14 protein-coding genes and 1 pseudogene are annotated in these 16,887 nt (G+C 73.2%); 4 read left to right on the top strand and 11 right to left on the bottom strand.

Translation table 11 applies throughout. The features are described 5' to 3' along the window. Positions 1–197 precede the first annotated feature (197 nt). From SMA5143A_RS40990 to SMA5143A_RS40960, 7 genes are all read right to left on the bottom strand, one after another. Positions 198–1,691: an ATP/GTP-binding protein gene (locus SMA5143A_RS40990; RefSeq protein WP_258194042.1), complete on the bottom strand. Its 1,494-nt coding sequence runs from the start codon at positions 1,689–1,691 to the stop codon at positions 198–200. Next, a complete protein-coding gene (locus SMA5143A_RS40985) occupies positions 1,688–3,181 on the bottom strand; it encodes an SCO6880 family protein (RefSeq protein ID WP_107467871.1) in 1,494 nt (497 codons plus the stop codon). Before SMA5143A_RS40985 ends, SMA5143A_RS40990 begins: the two co-directional genes overlap by 4 nt. Before the next feature lie 170 nt (positions 3,182–3,351). Further along, a complete protein-coding gene (locus SMA5143A_RS40980) occupies positions 3,352–4,542 on the bottom strand; it encodes a hypothetical protein (RefSeq protein WP_107467870.1) in 1,191 nt (396 codons plus the stop codon). A gap of 1 nt (position 4,543) precedes the next feature. Further along, positions 4,544–5,332: a hypothetical protein gene (locus tag SMA5143A_RS40975; protein ID WP_107467869.1), complete on the bottom strand. Its 789-nt coding sequence runs from the start codon at positions 5,330–5,332 to the stop codon at positions 4,544–4,546. Between the two features lie 34 nt (positions 5,333–5,366). After that, the gene (locus tag SMA5143A_RS40970; protein WP_055521280.1) at positions 5,367–5,666 is read right to left on the bottom strand and encodes a hypothetical protein; all 300 of its coding nucleotides are present in this window, start codon (positions 5,664–5,666) and stop codon (positions 5,367–5,369) included. A gap of 384 nt (positions 5,667–6,050) precedes the next feature. Further along, positions 6,051–6,311: a hypothetical protein gene (locus tag SMA5143A_RS40965; protein ID WP_099969758.1), complete on the bottom strand. Its 261-nt coding sequence runs from the start codon at positions 6,309–6,311 to the stop codon at positions 6,051–6,053. After that, a complete protein-coding gene (locus SMA5143A_RS40960) occupies positions 6,308–6,856 on the bottom strand; it encodes a DUF6668 family protein (RefSeq protein ID WP_107467868.1) in 549 nt (182 codons plus the stop codon). The genes SMA5143A_RS40965 and SMA5143A_RS40960 overlap by 4 nt, the downstream gene beginning before the upstream one ends. Positions 6,857–7,737: 881 nt before the next feature. On the opposite strand from SMA5143A_RS40960, the gene SMA5143A_RS40955 reads away from it, so the two are divergent. The 4 genes from SMA5143A_RS40955 to SMA5143A_RS40940 all read left to right on the top strand — a co-directional run bounded on the left by SMA5143A_RS40955 (position 7,738) and on the right by SMA5143A_RS40940 (position 12,849). After that, positions 7,738–8,775, top strand: coding sequence for a peptidoglycan DD-metalloendopeptidase family protein (locus SMA5143A_RS40955; RefSeq protein ID WP_107467867.1), 1,038 nt, complete (start codon positions 7,738–7,740; stop codon positions 8,773–8,775). Between the two features lie 68 nt (positions 8,776–8,843). Beyond that, a complete protein-coding gene (locus SMA5143A_RS40950) occupies positions 8,844–9,686 on the top strand; it encodes a hypothetical protein (RefSeq protein WP_258194041.1) in 843 nt (280 codons plus the stop codon). A gap of 7 nt (positions 9,687–9,693) precedes the next feature. After that, positions 9,694–12,036 carry a tetratricopeptide repeat protein gene (locus tag SMA5143A_RS40945; RefSeq protein WP_107467866.1) on the top strand — a complete coding sequence of 781 codons (2,343 nt, stop codon included), beginning with the start codon at positions 9,694–9,696 and terminating at the stop codon, positions 12,034–12,036. 210 nt (positions 12,037–12,246) lie between these two features. After that, entirely contained in the window at positions 12,247–12,849 is a 603-nt protein-coding gene (locus tag SMA5143A_RS40940) for a hypothetical protein (protein ID WP_181362273.1), read from the top strand. Positions 12,850–13,245: 396 nt separating this feature from the next. Here the strand turns inward: SMA5143A_RS40940 and SMA5143A_RS40935 are convergent, their stop codons facing one another. From SMA5143A_RS40935 to SMA5143A_RS40920, 4 genes and pseudogenes are all read right to left on the bottom strand, one after another. Then, the gene (locus SMA5143A_RS40935) at positions 13,246–14,196 is read right to left on the bottom strand and encodes a M28 family metallopeptidase (RefSeq protein ID WP_107467865.1); all 951 of its coding nucleotides are present in this window, start codon (positions 14,194–14,196) and stop codon (positions 13,246–13,248) included. Positions 14,197–14,415: 219 nt separating this feature from the next. Then, positions 14,416–15,456 carry an EamA family transporter RarD gene (gene rarD, locus SMA5143A_RS40930; protein WP_107467864.1) on the bottom strand — a complete coding sequence of 347 codons (1,041 nt, stop codon included), beginning with the start codon at positions 15,454–15,456 and terminating at the stop codon, positions 14,416–14,418. Positions 15,457–15,584: 128 nt separating this feature from the next. Beyond that, complete coding sequence (locus SMA5143A_RS40925; RefSeq protein WP_107467863.1) at positions 15,585–16,439, bottom strand: NAD(P)H-binding protein; 855 nt, start codon at positions 16,437–16,439, stop codon at positions 15,585–15,587. Between the two features lie 180 nt (positions 16,440–16,619). After that, a pseudogene (locus SMA5143A_RS40920) lies at positions 16,620–16,887 on the bottom strand (2-oxoacid:ferredoxin oxidoreductase subunit beta); the annotation flags it as partial.

Raw genomic sequence — 16,887 nt, 5'->3', positions numbered from 1 at the left:
GGGTGGGTGGGGGCTGGTCGCGCCCGCGCGGCGGAGCCGCATGTGTCACCGCCCCGCGCCCCTGGAAAAGCAGGGGCCTGCGGCCCCGTGCTTTTCCGATGAAGGGCGGGCCGCAGGCCCGTCCCTTCAGGGGCGCGGGGAACTGCGCGAGCAACCACGACGCACCCGCACTCGCCGACGAACCGCGCACCCCCGAGCTATGAGGCGCCCTTGGACAACGTCGGCCGGTTCCACCGCGTGTTCGTGTTGTGCAACTCCCGCTCCGTGTCCGTGATCGACACCTTGATCGGGATGCCCGGACGCCCGCCCACCTTGATGAGGAAGCGGCCACGCCCCGGCGGTTCCTCGTTCCCACCCGTGCTGGCCCACCCCGGCGGGGACGACCAGGACGAGACGAGCTCGATCTCGCGCTCCGACAGGCCGACGATCTCGCCGAGTTCCCGCATCTCCGTACGCGGCAGGCCCGCGCACACCACCATCCCGGCCCGCTCCACGAAGCCCCGCGCCTTCGCCCGGTCGGCCTCGCTGCCGAGCGCCTCCGCGTCCTTCAGCGTGTGGGTGATCTTGGCGTCGCCGAGGCCGAGGGAGCGGTTCAGACGGGTCAGCGCGTCGATGCGTTCGACGATGCCGGAGGCGGCCCGCAGGGGGCGCCACAGCTCGTCGAGGACCGTGAAGAACCAGCGCTGGGGGGCGAGGCCCGCGTCCGCGAGGGCGTGGGCCGCCGCCACCGTGCCGAGCCCGTCCGACCAGGCCGCCAGCATCGCCGCCGCCGTGAGCTGCGTGTCCGCCTCACCGATCCGGGAGATGTCCACGCACACGGCGGGCGACGCGGGGTCGATACGGGTCGACGTCTCTGAGGCGAACGTGTCGCCGAGCGGCCCGTCCAACACGCCCAGCAGCGAACGGTGCAGCGGGTCGACGGCCTCCTGGTAGCGCGCCTCGTCGCCCCGGTCGAGCGTCACCGCGCGGACCCGGTCCGGGCCCTCGTCGAGGACCTTCAGCAGATCGGGCAGCAGCGGGGCCCGCCCCTTCTTCGTCCGCTCCGTCAGATGGTGCAGGCACGCCGACAGCACGGACTGCTCGTGGTCGTCCATCGGGCGGCCCCGCACGATCGTGATGAGCGCCGCGACCATGTTGAGCACCCGGCCGTGGGCCTCGGCCGCGAGGATCCGGCCGCGTTCGCCGCCGATCCGGGCCGCCGCCTCGCCCATCGCGCCGGGGTCGAGGACGTTGATGCCGCCGACACCGCGCCCGATGGAGATCACCTGGCCGCCGAGCGCCCGCACGGTGTCGGCGTAGTCCGGCTTGAGGTCGCCCAGCACCAGCGGCGTGACCCCGGTCGCCGACATGCCGATCAGCATGCGGTTGACCAGCGTGGACTTGCCGAGGCCCGGCATGCCGAGCATGAACAGCGACGGGTTGGAGATGTACCGGGCGCGGGTGAACCAGGAGATGGGGTCCCCGCACACCGTGGCGCCCGTCTGGAGGTGCTGCCCGAGCGGCACCCCCGTCATGGGTGCGCCGGAGCCCGCGGCGAAGGGCCACAGGCCGCACGCCTGGACCGTGGTGGCCCGCCACAGCGCCGGCGGGTCGATGTGCCCGACCTGCCCGCCGCCGGGGCCGGGCCAGCCGCGCGGGGGCGCCGTCTGGGGGCGTGCGGGACGAGTGGCGGACGTGCTGGACCTGGTCACAGCGCCTCCCGGATCTGGTACGGAACGAGGGTGTGCTCCCACGGCAGCAGGCCGACGGGGAGCGTGCAGGTGAACGCAGAGGCCTGCATACGGTCGGCGGGGCGCATCAGGATGCGCGAGGACGCCTGGAGGTTGCGGACGGTGATCGCCGCGTCCGGGAGCTGCGCCTCGTCGTCGACGGTGACCGTCACCATCAGCGAGAACTCCACGAGCCCGGCGCCCGCCGCCTCCTCGGCCGCGGTCTGCTCGGCCGCCTGCATCTCGGAGCTGGCCCGCGCCTGGACGAGACCGCGCTTGGAGCCCGCCATGAAGTGCGCGGCACGACGGTCGGACTCCACGATCCGCGCCGACGTCGCCGGGTCGATCGGGCGGTAGATCAGCGAGACCCGCTTGCGGCGCGTCCCGGCGGCCGGTTCGAGCAGCCCCCGCAGCACGCTGGAGCGGACGGTGCCGCGCGGCGCGAGCGTCAGCATCCAGGTGCGCGAGACACCCGAGTCGTGCTTGTACGACTGCACCGACTCCACGGCCGCAGCCGGGCCGGCGTCCGCCCATTCCAGGCCGGTGGTGGACTGCTCGGCGCGGGCGCTCAGCACATCGGGGGCGACGGCCGGGTCGTACGCCACCCGGACGACCTCCGAGAGCCGCTCGGCGGACAGCGGGTAGGCGGAGCCGCCGCCGGCCGCGACCAGACCGGACAGCAGGCCCGGCAGCCGCATGGACAGGTCGGTGATGACGTCCTCGATGCTGCGCTTGGGGCCGCCGGAGGGGCCGTAGGTCAGGGCGATGTACGTGTGCATCTCCGAGGAGGCGGACGGGTAGCGGGCGACGACCTCCTCCATCACGGCGCGGGCGGCGGCCGGGGCGTCCGGTGAGATCCGCGGCAGGACCTCGGCGGCCAGCCGCGTCCCGGTGTCGGGCGCCGTCTCGATGACGACCTGGGCGCCGCGCAGGCCCGGCTCGTGCGACAGCCGGGCGAGCCAGTCGCCCCAGGACGCCACCCAGATGTCGACCTGCTCGGGGTCGACCAGCGAACCGCCGTCCGGCTCGCACGCCAGCACCACGGTGTAGAGGTTGCGGCCGGGGTGGTGGAGCACGCCGAAGGAGCGGTTGTAGGCGTCGCGGCCCTCGTGCATCCGCGTCCGGGCGAGCAGACCCGGCGGGTGGTAGCGACCGCCGGTACGGCGGGAGAGCGGGCCGGAGACGTAGGTGTGGGAGCCGTTCGCCTTGCGCCTGAACCATCCGATACGCACCGCGACCACCTGATAGACGTTGCGGCCGTCGACCGTGCGCAGCGCGAGCGGCGCGAGGAAGAGACCGACGGGGATGAGGACGACGATCGCCGCCGTCAGCGAGACGAGTGAGGCGAGCAGCGCGACGAGGAGTCCGCCGAAGGCGACCACGGTGCCGAGGAGGCCCAACGGGCCGAGGCCGGGGCGGCGGGGCCGGCGCCAGTTTCCGTAGGTGGGACGCGTGAGGGCGTCGGTGGACATGGAAAATCCTTCTTCCGGCTGTGGTTCGTGGGTTCCGAGTGCCTACGAGCTCGGGGTTTCAGGAGATCGGGCGGCTGCGGGCCCGTCGTGGCTCGTCGCGCAGTTCCCCGCGCCCCTTTCGGGGCTCGCCCCGTCGAAGAGGGCGCGGCCCCCGGGGGGCGGGGGGTGCGCTACTGGTTGTGGCCCTTCATTCCGTCGTTGTCGCCGAGGGAGTTGGTGATCTCGCTCGCGGCCTGCATGCCGGTCTGTACGACGACCGCGGCTGCCTGGACCGCCACGGCCGCGCCCGCCGTGGCCGCGCCCGCGGCCGCCGTACCGGCCGCCGCGCCCGCGCCACCTGCTCCGCCCGCGCCGGCGCCCCCGGAGGAGCCCGCGCCCGTGGACGGCGAGCCCTGCGGGCCCGCGGAGCCGCCTCCGCCTCCGCCGCCTCCACCGCCACCGGCGGCGCCGCCCGCGATGCTGACCGCGCCGGAGGCGATGTTGTTGGCGGCGTTGAGGGCGACCGTGCCGCCCGAGGTGCCGCCGAGGGCGGCGGTGGCCGGGACGATCAGCTTGAGCAGGGCGGGCAGCGCGAACACCGACAGGATCAGCATGCCCATGCCCGCGATGATCTCGTCCAGGTTCTCCTTGCCCCGGGTCATCGACGTGGCCGAGTAGATGATCAGGGCCGCCGCCGGCTTGTACAGCAGCCAGGCCGCCAGCCAGCCGATGTGCTTCTTCCACCAGCCCTCGCCCCACCCGGTCATCGAGGAGGCGGCTGCCAGCGGCAGCGTGCCGACCAGCATGATCAGCACGCCGATGCGGATGTACATCAGCACGATCTGCACGAAGCTCGACAGCATCACCAGCAGACCGAAGATCAGCACCAGGCCGGGCTGGCTGAGTGTCAGTACGCCCAGCATCTCGGCGGCCTTGCTGCCGAGACCGGACTTCGCGTACACGTCCGCCGCGTACGCGTCCGACGCCTTCATCAGCGCGGTGACCACCGGTACGGCCGCCGCGCCCACGAGGATGACCTTCCACATCCCCATGAAGGCCTGTTTCATCGACTGGCCCTTTCGGTCGATCGCCATCCGGATCGACGCGATGAGCAGGGAGGTCACCGCCACGTACGCGACGATCCAGTTGACCTCCGCGGTGATCAGGCCGATGGGGCTGCCCGGATCCATCGTGGGGTTGCCGTGGGTGACATTGCCCGCGGGCTGGTCGACGTCGATCTTCAGCCAGACACCGTTGAGGGCCTTGAGGACCTCCGAGGCACCGTCACCAATCGCCTTGGCGAAGACGACGACGGCACCCTCGGTGAACTGCTTGCCGCCCTCTTCGATGACGCAGTCGTAGATCTTCCAGGAGCAGCCCATGTCACGCCTCCCAGGTGACGAAGCCGTCGGTGCCGCTCACCTGCGACACACCGCCGTAGATCGTGCCGTCGGCCTCGGGAACGAGCTTCCAGTCGCCGTCCTGCCAGCGCACGGTCACCGAGGCGGAGCCGTAGCCGCCGCCCCCCATGCCGCTGACCAGGACCATCACGGTCGCCTGCGAGCGGTTGTACGTCAGGACCGTGAAGCCGGCGTAGCCGCCCGCGTCCGGCGATCCCGTCGTGGACTTGTCGCCGGACTGGGCACGCGTCTTCACCAGCGCGTCCCGCCCGGCGCCCGGCACGACCTGCCGGTCGACGACCTCGCGCCAGCCGTCGTAGCTGAGGTGGTCGGTGATGGAGTGGGCGGCCATGACGGCGCCCATCGGGGTGCGGGCGAAGCAGGACCAGACCGGACCGTCGTACTTCAGCGGGCCCGCGGTTCTCGACACCGGGACCAGACCGGTGCCGTTGGCCTTCCAGTGGAAGTCGCGCGGTGCCTTGGTGGGCCGGGCCTGCACGCTGTCGTCGGTACGGCAGCCGGCGGGACGGTCCTTCGAACCGCCGCCACCGGAGCCGGACCCGGACCCGGAGTCCGAGGTCGAGGTCGGTGCGGGGCTCGGGTCGCCGGACGCGCCGGACGGCCCCCCGGCGCCGTTGCCGGTGACCGCGAAGAGCACCGCGAGGACGACCAGCACCCCCAGGAACCCGGCCGACAGGATCCAGCCCCGCTGCTGCCAGAACGGCTGCTCCCACTCTCCGCTGCCCCCTCGGGACCGGCCGGAGTTCACCATCGTCGCTCCCCCTTTCGACTCGCCGGCTGACGGACTACGCGAAGACGAAGTTCACGAGCGGGCCGGCGGCGGCGACGAGGACACAGCCGCCGAGGACCATGCCGAGACGGCCCATGTGCTCCGAGCCCTCACCGCGGCGCATCGAGATCGCCATCATCGCGCCGGTGATCAGCACGCCCGCGACGCCCGCCGCGGTACCGGCCCAGGCGACGATGCCGAGCACGGTGTCGACCTTGCCGGTGAGCGCGCCGGGGGCGTCGCGGTTCGGGTTCGGGACGGTCCCGTCGGCCAGGTAGACGGCCTGCTGCGCCTTGGTGGCTATCGCGTTCAGCATGTGGTTTCTCCCCGTTTCGGTCGGCCGCAGCGGAGCGGTGGACGTCAACTCACTTGAGCGGATGGGTGCGTGGGATGCCCACGGGACCTGAGTCGGCTGCCCGGGTTCCCGTTCGCCCTGTGAGCTTGGCGACTGTGGTGACCCTGAGCCAAGCGATGTAGTGATCCAGCACTGGGCGGTGACGCGGTCGTGACAGACGGGAACTGCTCGTCATGTCCGGGACAGTGACGTGCCGTCATCAGGCCCCGGACCTGCGGCGAAGCGGAGTGTGTCGTACCGGTGTGCGAAAGGGGAGGTGGAGGGGAGGTGGGTGTGCGGATACGGTGACGGCCCGTCGGTTCCCCCGGAACCGACGGGCCGTCACCCGCTCTCAGTCACGCTCCGTCACATCACGAAGTCCACGATCGGCCCTGCCGTCGCGCCGATGATGCAGGCGCCCATCACCATCGCGAACTGGGTGAGGTGCTCGTCGCCCTCCCCGGACCGCAGCGAGATGGCCATCCGGGAGCCGACGAGCAGCAGCCCGCACACACCGGCCGCCGTCACCAGCCAGGCGAGGATGTTCAGCACGTAGTTCAGCTCGTAGGTGACCGCCCCCGGAGGCCCGGCCAGGGTGGTGGCCGCCGCGTACACGGTGTGGCTCATGGGGTCCTCCCGGTGAGACGGGCCAGCGCCGCGCTCTCCCGCGGCGGCGGGCCGGTGAGATCGCCGGTGCGCCAGGCGGGCACCCAGGGCACGCGGTGGACGTCGACGACCGAACCGATCACCTTGACGCGCTGGACGAGCTGCCGCGGCAGCCGTCCGGGCGCGTCCGCGACCAGCACGATCGCGTCCAGGTCGAGTCCCGGCGGCGCGTCGCCCCGCCGGAAGATGTCGAGGGTGTGCGAGACCGCGTCGAGTCCGGCGGCGTGCGTCCGACCCACCAGCAGCACGGATCCGGGTTCACCGTGTTCCGGCCGGGGCCAGTTGCGGCCCGCGTCGTGACCGCCGAAGACGGCGGCGAGGGTGGTGGACCCGGCCCCGCCGTGTGTGGCGACCCAGGAGAACCGCCGCGCGCCGGCGGATGCCAGGGGCTCCGGCTCCTGCGGCAGCACCTCCGCCTCCCCGACGGGCCCCCGCACCCAGATCTCCGGCCCGGCCGTCGCCTGCCCTGCGTTGCCCTGCATCACCGCATCACCACTCTCCCCCATGTCCACAGCCATCCATCGAAGTCTCCCTGACCCGACGACCACCTCGGCCGCCGACCTGCGCACGCCGAGCCGCCGGTTGTCGCCGCCGACCGGCGTGTTTCGCCGCCGACGCCTGTTGACGCCGACCGGCGTGTTCCGCCGTCGACGCCGGTTGTCGCCGACCGTCCTGCCGGGCCGTCGACCTCTCTCGGCCGCCGACTGCCTTGCCGGGCTGTCGCCTGTTGCGTCGACTGTCTCGCCGCACCGCCGCCGGTTGTCGCGGTACGGCCTTTGACGGCCCGTGCGTTGTGCCGGCCGGTCTGTCGTCGCCGGCCTGTTGTGCGGCCGTCCGGCGTCGCCCGCCGTACGGCCTCCGTGTCCGTCGACGGGGCCTGCCGGTGGTCTTGCCGAGCCGCCGACATGCCGCCGCCGGACGGCTCGTCGGGCCGTCGGCGAGTTTCGCCCATCGGTCTGCCGTTCCGTCATCGTCGCCGTACGTCCTTGTTGTTCACCGCCGTCCGCCGTCCGCCGTCCGCCGTCCGCCGTCGCCGGCTTCGCGCCGTGTCGGCCGGTTCGCGAACCCGCGTCGACGCGCGAAGGCGAGCCGAATCAGCCAAGCCGAGTCAGACCAAGCCGAGTCAGACCAAGCCGAGCCGAGTCGACCCCGCACAGTCGTGGGCCGCACCCGTGGAGCGGGGGCGAACCCCTTCGGTTCGTGGCCCCCGCCGTGGCGCCTTCCTCCGATCTTCACCGGGGTGCGACCGCTTGGGAATTGGGGCGTGAGTTCCTGCTACGAGCCTGTGACGTGCTGGTGACGCGGGGAGCGCGGGTGAGCGGAGAGACTCGACTGGCCGGCCTGGACTGGCAGGAACATGACTGGACTTCGACGCTGAGGGGAGCAGATGTCCAACGGGGGTGGGTCCGCCACGGGCTGGGTCGTCGGCGGTTGCGTCGCGGCCGTGATGATGCCCGTGGTCCTGATGGTCGGGGTGAGCGGGGGAGGCCAGGCCGACGCCGAGGAACAGGGTGGCGTCGGCGGCGGCCTCAAGAACGGGCAGGTCCCGGCGGAGTACGTGCCGTGGGTGCTCAAGGCGGGCTCGATGTGCGACATCATCAAGCCGGCCGTGATCGCCGCCCAGATCGAGGCGGAGTCGGGCTGGAACCCCAACGCCCAGTCCCCCGTGGGCGCCGAGGGCCTGAGCCAGTTCATGCCGGGCACCTGGAAGACCTGGGGCCGCGACGACGACGGTAACGGCCGGATATCCCCGTACGACCCCGGTGACGCGATCATGGCGCAGGGCCGTTACGACTGCGCGCTGGCCAAGCAGGTCCAGGGCTACAAGGACCGCGGCCAGGCCAGCGGCGACACCCTCGACCTGGCGCTCGCCGCGTACAACGCGGGCCCCGGCGCGGTCCAGAAGTACGGCGGCATCCCGCCCTACAAGGAGACCCAGGACTACGTCGTCCGCATCAAGTCCCTGATCGCCAAGTACGAGTCGGTGGACGACCCGCCGGGCAAACTCCCGCCGGGCAGGCAGATGGCGATGCCGCTGGCCGGCAACCCGCCCGTGACCTCCCCGTACGGTTGGCGCATGCACCCCACGCTCGGCGTCCGCAAGCTGCACACCGGTACCGACTTCGGCGTGGCGGCGGGCACCCCGGTGCTGGCCGCGCGCGACGGCGTGGTCACCTTCGCCGGCTGGACCAACGGATACGGCAACCGCGTCGTCATCTCCCACGGGACCATCGACGGCGACCAGATCTCCACCACGTACAACCACATGCTCGCGGGGCTGAGCGTCAAGGTCGGCGACCACGTGAAGGTCGGCCAGCGCGTGGGCCCGGTGGGCTCCACCGGCTACTCGACCGGCGCCCACCTCCACTTTGAGGTGATGCGGAACGGCACGTACGTGGATCCGGCGCCCTGGTTGGGCCTGTGATGAGGCGCGTGGGGACGGCACGGACGATGACGACGGGGAAGGACACCGAGGTGAGGAGGGGGACGACGATGGTCGCAAAGAGCGACGGGCACCGGATGCCCGACGCCCGTACGGGAGCGGGCGGACGCGGCGCGTCCGGCGGGCTCCGCCGGGCCGGGGCGGTGGTGCTCGCGACCGTGACCGGCGTGGCGGTCCTCGCCGCGTGCGGTCTGCGGGACCACCGCGAGACGGTCGGCGGCGGCCCCGGCGCCTCGGCCGAACCGTCGATCGCCCCCAAGGCCCCGCTGCCGTCCGGCAAACCGCTGGGCGACGACGCGCACGTACCGACCCCGTCCGGCGTCGACGACCTGGACGCCACCTCCGTCTCCAGGGCGTGGGTCGAGGTCGCCTACGGCTACGACACCAAGTACGACATGAGTCCGCACGACGCCGTCCTGCGCACCGCGCGCTGGCTCACCCCGGACAAGCGGAAGGCGGAGCGTGCGTACCGCCCCGCGAGCGGCGCGGGCGAGAACTGGAACTCCTGGGCGGCGCACAAGGCGTGGACGACCGTCGAGGTGGAGTTCGACGACGACGGCGACGCGCCCTCCGACACCAGGACCGAGGCGTACCGCGCCGTGTTCGTCGACGGCGAGGCACACGGCAGGGACGGCTGGACGGGCACCGGTCCACAGGCCACGGTGTACCTGAAGCTGGTGCGTTCGGGGAAGGGCGAGCCGTGGCGGGTCGACGATGTGCGTACGGTGGAGGCCGCGGCGCAACCACCGACGTCACCCACGGCGTCGCCCTCAACAGCGTCGTACACGGGAGTCGGCGGGAAACCGGTGTCTCCCACGGCGCCGGTGTCTCCCGTGTCACCGGTGTCCTTCGATCTCCCGTCCGCCGTTTCTCCTTCTGACCGACCCGAGTGAGGGAACGATGACTCGACTCAGCCGCGAACAGAAGCGGGAACTCAAGCGTGCGGGCCGCGCGCCGGCACCGGCCGGGCTGACCCCGATCGACGTGCGCGTCTCGGTGGAGGCCGGCGCGACCGTCGGCGGCATGCCGGTACCGGCGGCCGCGGGGGAGTCCCTCCAGACCGCCGCGCTCGACTACCTCCACCGTCTCGCCCTCGCCACCGGTCACCCGGTCCTCGCCACGGTCCACGACGAGCGCATCGGCTACGTCGTACCGCTCCAGGTCCACGTCGACGGCTCCAGCCGTTTCGCGGGCGAGCCGGTCCAGGTCGCGGAGCCGAGGGGAGACGTCACGACACCGTCCCGCCCCGCGCCGGCGGTCCCGCCCGCACCGCCGGTGGCCGAGCCCGTTGCCGCGCCGCCTGCCGAGCCGGTCGCCGCGCCGGTGCCGCGCCGGGACAAGTCGACGTATGTGCTGCGGGCGGTACCGGAGTCGGCGGCCCAGGGGATGACCGGGCAGGAGCCGACGGCTCCGGAATCCCCGCACGCCCAGCCGCAGGGGCACGCCCAGTCGCCGTCGCAGCAGGCCCACTCACAGCCCCAGCGGCCGCAGGGGTACTCCCACCCGCAGCCGCACGTGCCGGAGCAGGCCCCCGCGCCGCAGCAGGCCCCCGTGCAGGCGCAGCCGCACTCGTCGGAGCCGCAGCCCCAGCAGTCGCAGCCGCAGGCGAAGCGGGAGCCCAGCACGATGCGTCTGGCGGCGGTCGAGCCGACGCCGTCAACCAGCGACCCGGTCGGTCACCCGGTGACTCCCGAGCGGCCGAAGCGCGAGCCGAGCACGCTTCCGCTGACGGCCGCGAAGGCCACCGCTCCCGGCCAGGAGGCGGTCGGTGCCCCGGCGGAGCCCCCGGCTGCCGCCGAGCCGAAGCGGGAGCCCCGCACGATGCCGCTCACCGCGGCGAAGCCGGCGGCGGGCGGTGTCGCCCCGTCGACCTTCGTCCTGCGCGCCGTCCCGGAGCCCAAGGACGGCCCCCTCGCCCGGCCGCCCCGGGGTGGGACGACCCAGCCCGCGCCCGCGGCCGGGGAGTACGGCGGTGCGGCGGCCGAGCCCGCCGGTACGGCTGGGCCGGAGGTGGACGCGTACAGCCCGGCGGGGGCGGATTCCGGCGCCGCGGCCGCACCCCTGACCGGTGAATACGGCCCGGTGGCGGCCCAGTCCGCCGGCGTCGCCGTACCCACGGTCGGGGAGTTCGGCCCCGCGCGGGCTGCCGCACCCACCCACATGTCGGAGGCCGCTCCCTCTCACGTGCCGAACCCGGCGCCCGCCCCGGAGCTGAGCCCCAGCGCCCTGGAGCCGCAGCCGTGGCCTCCGGGGCGGTCCTCGGTGGCGGCGCAGACCTCCGCCGAGGTCGCCGACGCCGTACCGGCCCAGGCCCCGGCGCCGGCCCCGGCCCCCGAGCTGAGCCCGGCCGCCCTGGAGCCGCAGCCGTGGCCCCCGCATCAGGCACCGGTTCATCAGGCCCCGGCCCACACCCCCGAGGCGAAGGCGGAGTACCCGGCGGTCGACGCGGCCGAACACGTCTCCGCCCACCCCTCCGACGCGGTCCCGGAGTCGGGGCCCGTCTCGCTGGACCCGCAGCCCTGGCCGCCGGCGGCGCCGCCGACTCCGCTGCCGGCCCCGGTCCAGGTGACCACGCCGGAACCCGCCCTCGTACCGGCCCCGCCGGAGGAGTCCGCGGCCGACCCGTACTCCGCTCCCGAGTGGAAGGTGGTGGACGAGGACCCCGGGCCCAAGCCGGCACCCGTGCGCGAGTTCGACGCCGTCGCCGAGTCCGTGCTGGACCTGGAGGAGTCCGACGGGGCGGCCGCCCCCTCGCCCTTCGCCGAGCCCGTCTCGCGCATCAACGAGGCCGTGAAGATGGGCCGTATCCAGGAGGCCGCGGAGATGGCCGAGCACACCGTCGCCCAGGCGACGGCGACCCTCGGCCCCCAGCACGCCGAGGTGCTGCGCCTGCGCGAACTGACCGCGTACATCGCCTACCTGGCCGGTGACGCCCTGAGGTCCTTCCATCTCTCCCTCGACCTCGCCGCCCTCCGGCACCGGCTGCGCGACCCCCGCGCCGCGTACGGCAACATCCAGAGCGCGGCGGCGGCCTGGCGCGCGATCCGCGACCCGCTCCAGGGGCTGCACCTGGGCCGCGACCTGATCGCCGTGTGGGCCGAGCTCGCCGCGGACGCCGGTCCCGCCGCCGACGACGTGGAGCAGCTGGAGAAGGCCCGCACCCGTATGGGCCGCCTCGCCGAACGGGCCCGCGCGCTGGACGCCGACCCCTATGCGAGGAGCCCGCACGCCCATGGCCGGTGACAGCGGACACGGCGGCCCCCTCCACCACGCCACCCCCCCCGCACGGCCGACCGCGCCACGGCACCGGGAGCGGCCCGGAACAGCACCGCTCCCGGCAACGACCGCACCCCCGCGGCCCCGTCCCCGCCCCCGTCCCTCCCGGAGGCCGCCCGCCACCGCACCGCCCGGCGGCAGCCGGCCCCACCCCTGGAGCGCACCGCTCGCCCCCGCGTGGAAGTCCACGTCAACGAGCTGACCGGCACGATGAGCTGGCGCACGCTCGGTGACCGGACCGCCGGACCGGCACCCGCCTCGGGGGCGCCGTACAACGGTCACGGGGACCCCGGCCCTCGTCACGCCCGTACGCGCCTGTCCCGCCTCCCCGGCGAGGCCCCCTGGAGCGCGCGTGCCGCGGCGTTGCGTTCCGCCGGACTCGACCCGGCCCGCGCATCCGCGCGGGGCGCAGCGCCGATTCCGACGCACCCGGCGTCCGTACGGGCCGCCCTGGACGTCGACGTCGCGTCGCTCGGCCCGGAGCGGCTCGGGGCGCACCTGGCCCGCGTCGGCGCCCTCCGCTCCGCGGTCGCCGCCGACCTGACCCGAGGCTCCCGCATGCCCACCGCGGTCGCCTCCCGCCTCCGCTCGACGGCCCCGTCTCTCGCCCACACCCTCACAGCCGAACACACGGCGACCGCGATCCGCGCAGCCGCCACCACCCACACGGCGACACCCCGCACCGCGCCCGCGCCCCGCACGGCTTCCGCGGCGACCACCCGCCCACCGACCCCCGCCGTACGACCGGGTTCAGGACCGAGCGCGCCCCACGGCCGCTGAGCCACACACGACCGGGTCGACGCCGAGCCGCTGATCGACCCGGTGAACTCCCGCCGTACGGACCGGGCTCGGAGCCGGGCGCGCCCGCGGCCGTTGACCCACACACGACCGGGGTCGAGGTCGGGCATGGCCCAGGGTCCCTGACCGCCCCGGCCGACCCCGCCGTACGGACCGGGGTCGAGGGCGGGTGCTCCCCACTGCCGCTCCCCCACACGACCGACCCGCCGCCGACACGCCTCCGGGGCCGGTCGGCGACATGGCGTCGCCGACCGGCCCCGGACACGAACAAGCCCCCTCACGGAGCGCGAGCGCCGACGAGCCGCCGCATCGCCGCGCCACCGCTCCGCTCTCCGGGCGCGGTGCCCGTCACAGCACCCGCCCCGTCGAAGTCGGCTGCTACTTCGACAGCTCCCACACCGCGTACGCCAGCGCGTCCGAGTTCCGGTCCAGGGCCGTGTCGTTGATGTTGGACGTCGTGTCGCAGGACGAGTGATAGCAGCGGTCGAACGCCTGCCCGGACGTGCCGCCCCACTTGGTGGCCTGCGCGGCGGTCTTCGCGCGGCTCGCGCCCGTGAAGAGGCCGCCCACCGGGACGCCCGCGCTCTTGAACGGCGCGTGGTCGGAGCGGCCGTCGCCCTCGGTCTCTATCTCCGTCGGGACGCCGATGCCCGCGAAGTAGTCCTTGAAGGTCTTCTCGATGGTGGGGTCGTCGTCGTAGACGAAGTACCCGGGGTTCGGCGACCCGATCATGTCGAAGTTGAGGTAGCCGCTGATCCGGGCGCGGTTCGCGGAGGACAGGTTGTTGACGTAGTAGCGCGAGCCGACCAGGCCCAGCTCCTCCGCGCCCCACCAGGCGAACCGGAGGTGCTTGGTGGGCTGGTAACCGGTGCCGGCCACGGTCAGCGCGGCCTCCAGCACGGCCGCGGAACCGGAGCCGTTGTCGTTGATGCCGGCGCCGGAGGTGACGCTGTCGAGGTGTGAACCGGCCATGACAACCTTGTTGGTGTCGCCGCCGGGCCAGTCGGCGATCAGGTTGTACCCGGTGCGGCCGCCGGACGTGAAGGACTGCACGGTCGTGGTGAAACCGGCGGCGTCCAGCTTGCCCTTCACATAGTTCAGGGAGGCCGTGTAACCGGCGCGGCCGTGGGCTCTGTTGCCGCCGTTGGCGGCGGCGATGGACTGGAACTGGGTGAGGTGGGCCTTGACGTTGGCCACGGGCAGGTCGGGCGCGGCGGCCACCGCCTCCGGGGCGGGAGCCGCCCCGGCTACGGACCCGCTGGTGAAGAGCGTGGCCGCCGCGACGGCGACGGCGGCGGCACGCCCGGTGACTGGAACAGAGAGCTTCATGTGGGGGCTCCGAATTCCAAGGGATCCGCGTGAACTGCTGTTGGCGTGTTCATGTCGAATCCGAGTGAATGAGGTGCCTGGATGGTGCGGGCGGCGCTGACTTTCCGTCAAGAGCGGTATTCGGCCACGGGTGTTCGCATGTCGGACTCGTCGGACGAAAGCATGGTCGACGGCCGTGCGAGCGGGTGCGAGCGGTGCGTGCAGAAGCGGGGCCGTACCTCAGCTCGCGGGCTTCGGGGCGACCGCCTCGGCCTCGGGAACAGCCTCCGGAACAGCCTCGGAAGCAACCTCCGGAACCGCCTCCGGCACGGGTGCCGACAGGGGTGCCGGCGTCGGCTCCGGCTGCGCCTTCGCCGTACGCGCCCCGCCCCAGCGGCGGGCGGTCCGCAGCGCGTCCCACGTCAGCAGCGACAGCGCCAGCCACACCAGGGCGAAGCCCGCCCACCGCTCGGGCGGCATGGCCTCGCCGAAGTACAGCACCCCGAGCAGGAACTGGAACACCGGCGCCATGTACTGGAGCAGCCCCAGCGTGGACAGTGGCACCCGGATCGCGGCCGCCCCGAAGCAGACCAGCGGCAGCGCGGTGACCAGCCCGGTCGAGGCCAGCAGCAGGGCGTGCCCGGTGCCCTCCGTGCCGAAGGTGGACTCGCCGCGCGAGCCCAGCCACAGCAGATAGCCGAGCGCCGGCAGGAAGAGGATCACGGTCTCCGCGGCGAGCGACTCCGTGCCGCCCAGGTTGACCTTCTTCTTCACCAGCCCGTACGTGGCGAAGGAGAAGGCGAGGCACAGGGAGATCCACGGCGGCCGCCCGTAGCCGATGGTCAGCACGAGGACGGCGGTGAAGCCGACGCCGACCGCCGCCCACTGCACGGGCCGCAGCCGTTCCTTCAGGAGCAGGACGCCCATGGCGATGGTGACGAGCGGGTTGATGAAGTACCCGAGGGAGGCCTCGACGACCTGGCCGTTGTTCACGGCCCAGATGTAGACGCCCCAGTTGACCGCGATCACGCCCGCCGCGACCGCGATCAGGGCCAGCTTGCGCGGCTGCCGCAGCAGCTCACCGGCCCACGCCCAGCGCCGCAGCACCAGCAGGGCGATCCCCACGAAGCCGAGGGACCACACCATGCGGTGGGCGAGGACCTCCACCGCGCCGGCGGGCTTGAGCAGGGGCCAGAAGAGCGGGACGAGCCCCCACATCCCGTACGCCGCGAAGCCGTTCAGCAGGCCTATCCGGTGTTCGCCCTTCGACTGCGCCGCCACGGCCCCTCCTTCTCGACCGGCCGCGCCCCGCGGCCCAAGTCCCACGAAGGTAACGCCGACCACCCCCGGCTGTCATGCCCGTATCGCCATACGGTCATGACAGTCGGGGGTGGCTGTCATGCGGGGGCTCAGGCCTTGAGCGCCGCCGTGATCGAGTCCGCGATCGGCGTGGTCGGGCGGCCGATGAGCCGGGACAGGTCACCGGAGGAGACGACCAGCTCGCCCTTCTCGATGGACGCGTCGACGCCCGCGAGGATCGCGGCCAGCGGCTCGGGGAGGCCGACGCCGGTGAGGATGCCGGCGTAGGCGTCGACGGAGACGGCGTTGTTCGCTATCTCCTTGCCGGTCTGCCGGCTCAGCTCGGCCGCGTACTCCGCGAAGCTCCACGCGGCGTCGCCGCCGAGCTCGTACGTCTTGTTCTCGTGACCCTCGCCGGTCAGCACGGCGACCGCGGCGGCTGCGTAGTCCGCGCGGGCGGCGGAGGACACCCGGCCCTCACCGGCGGCGTGCGTGACGGCGTTGTACTCCAGGACGGGGCCGAGCTGCTCGGTGTAGTTCTCGTTGTACCAGCCGTTGCGCAGCAGCACGTACGGCAGACCGGAGGCGAGCAGCACCTCCTCGGTGCCCCGGTGGTCGTCCGCCAGCGCCGCCGTCAGGCTGCCCGGCGCGCTGGTGTAGGCGAGGAGCGCGGCACCGGCGGCCTTGGCGGCGTCGATGACGACCGTGTGCTGTCCGACGCGGTCGTTGCCGACCTCGCTGCCGGAGATCAGCAGGACCTTGTCACCGGCGGAGATGACGCCGTCGAAGGTCTCGGGGGCGCTGTAGTCGGCCACGGCGATCTTCACGCCACGCGCCGCGAGCCCGGCGGCCTTCTCCTCGTTGCGTACGACGGCCGTGATCTGCTCGGCCGGAACCTTCTCCAGCAGGCCCTCGACGACGAACGTGCCGAGGTTCCCGGTCGCTCCGGTGACGACGATGCTCATGTTGAAACTCCTCCAGGGGGGCGAGTGCGCCACTAACCCTAGGAGGTGCGCTAACTCTTCGAAAGTACCCACTTTCAAGTAAGTGCCCCCCCGTGGCTCTCTACGGCAGTGGCCCCTACGGAGAGGCCCGGTCCGCACGCTCGCCGCGCGGACCGGGCCTCTTCGGAGGTGCGTCGCAGGTCAGCCGACGACCGTCCAGGTGTCCCCGCCCGCGAGCAGCGCAGACAGGTCGCCCTTGCCGTACTGCTCGATCGCGTTGTCCAGCTGGTCGGCCATCTGGGTGTCGTAGACGGGTCGGTCGACGGAGCGGAACACGCCGATGGGGGTGTGGTGCAGGGTGTCGGGGTCGGCGAGCCGGGACAGGGCGAAGGCGGTGGTGGGGGAGGGGGTGTGGGCGTCGTGGACGAGGACGCGGGTCTCGTTGTCGGGGGTGACGGTGACGACCTTG

The organism is Streptomyces sp. MA5143a (genome assembly GCF_900290235.1).
Taxonomy (GTDB): domain Bacteria; phylum Actinomycetota; class Actinomycetes; order Streptomycetales; family Streptomycetaceae; genus Streptomyces.
Note: the sequence above shows the minus strand (reverse complement) of the source record. Positions and strands in the feature narration are given on the sequence as shown.

Bases quoted from the DNA above. Each gene is read 5' to 3' on its own strand.
- SMA5143A_RS40985 (WP_107467871.1), bottom strand. From the start codon at position 3,181: ATGTCCACCGACGCCCTCACGCGTCCCACCTACGGAAACTGGCGCCGG.
- SMA5143A_RS40980 (WP_107467870.1), bottom strand. From the start codon at position 4,542: ATGGGCTGCTCCTGGAAGATCTACGACTGCGTCATCGAAGAGGGCGGC.
- SMA5143A_RS40975 (WP_107467869.1), bottom strand. From the start codon at position 5,332: ATGGTGAACTCCGGCCGGTCCCGAGGGGGCAGCGGAGAGTGGGAGCAG.
- SMA5143A_RS40970 (WP_055521280.1), bottom strand. From the start codon at position 5,666: ATGCTGAACGCGATAGCCACCAAGGCGCAGCAGGCCGTCTACCTGGCC.
- SMA5143A_RS40965 (WP_099969758.1), bottom strand. From the start codon at position 6,311: ATGAGCCACACCGTGTACGCGGCGGCCACCACCCTGGCCGGGCCTCCG.
- SMA5143A_RS40960 (WP_107467868.1), bottom strand. From the start codon at position 6,856: ATGGGGGAGAGTGGTGATGCGGTGATGCAGGGCAACGCAGGGCAGGCG.
- SMA5143A_RS40955 (WP_107467867.1), top strand. From the start codon at position 7,738: ATGTCCAACGGGGGTGGGTCCGCCACGGGCTGGGTCGTCGGCGGTTGC.
- SMA5143A_RS40950 (WP_258194041.1), top strand. From the start codon at position 8,844: ATGGTCGCAAAGAGCGACGGGCACCGGATGCCCGACGCCCGTACGGGA.
- SMA5143A_RS40945 (WP_107467866.1), top strand. From the start codon at position 9,694: ATGACTCGACTCAGCCGCGAACAGAAGCGGGAACTCAAGCGTGCGGGC.
- SMA5143A_RS40935 (WP_107467865.1), bottom strand. From the start codon at position 14,196: ATGAAGCTCTCTGTTCCAGTCACCGGGCGTGCCGCCGCCGTCGCCGTC.
- SMA5143A_RS40925 (WP_107467863.1), bottom strand. From the start codon at position 16,439: ATGAGCATCGTCGTCACCGGAGCGACCGGGAACCTCGGCACGTTCGTC.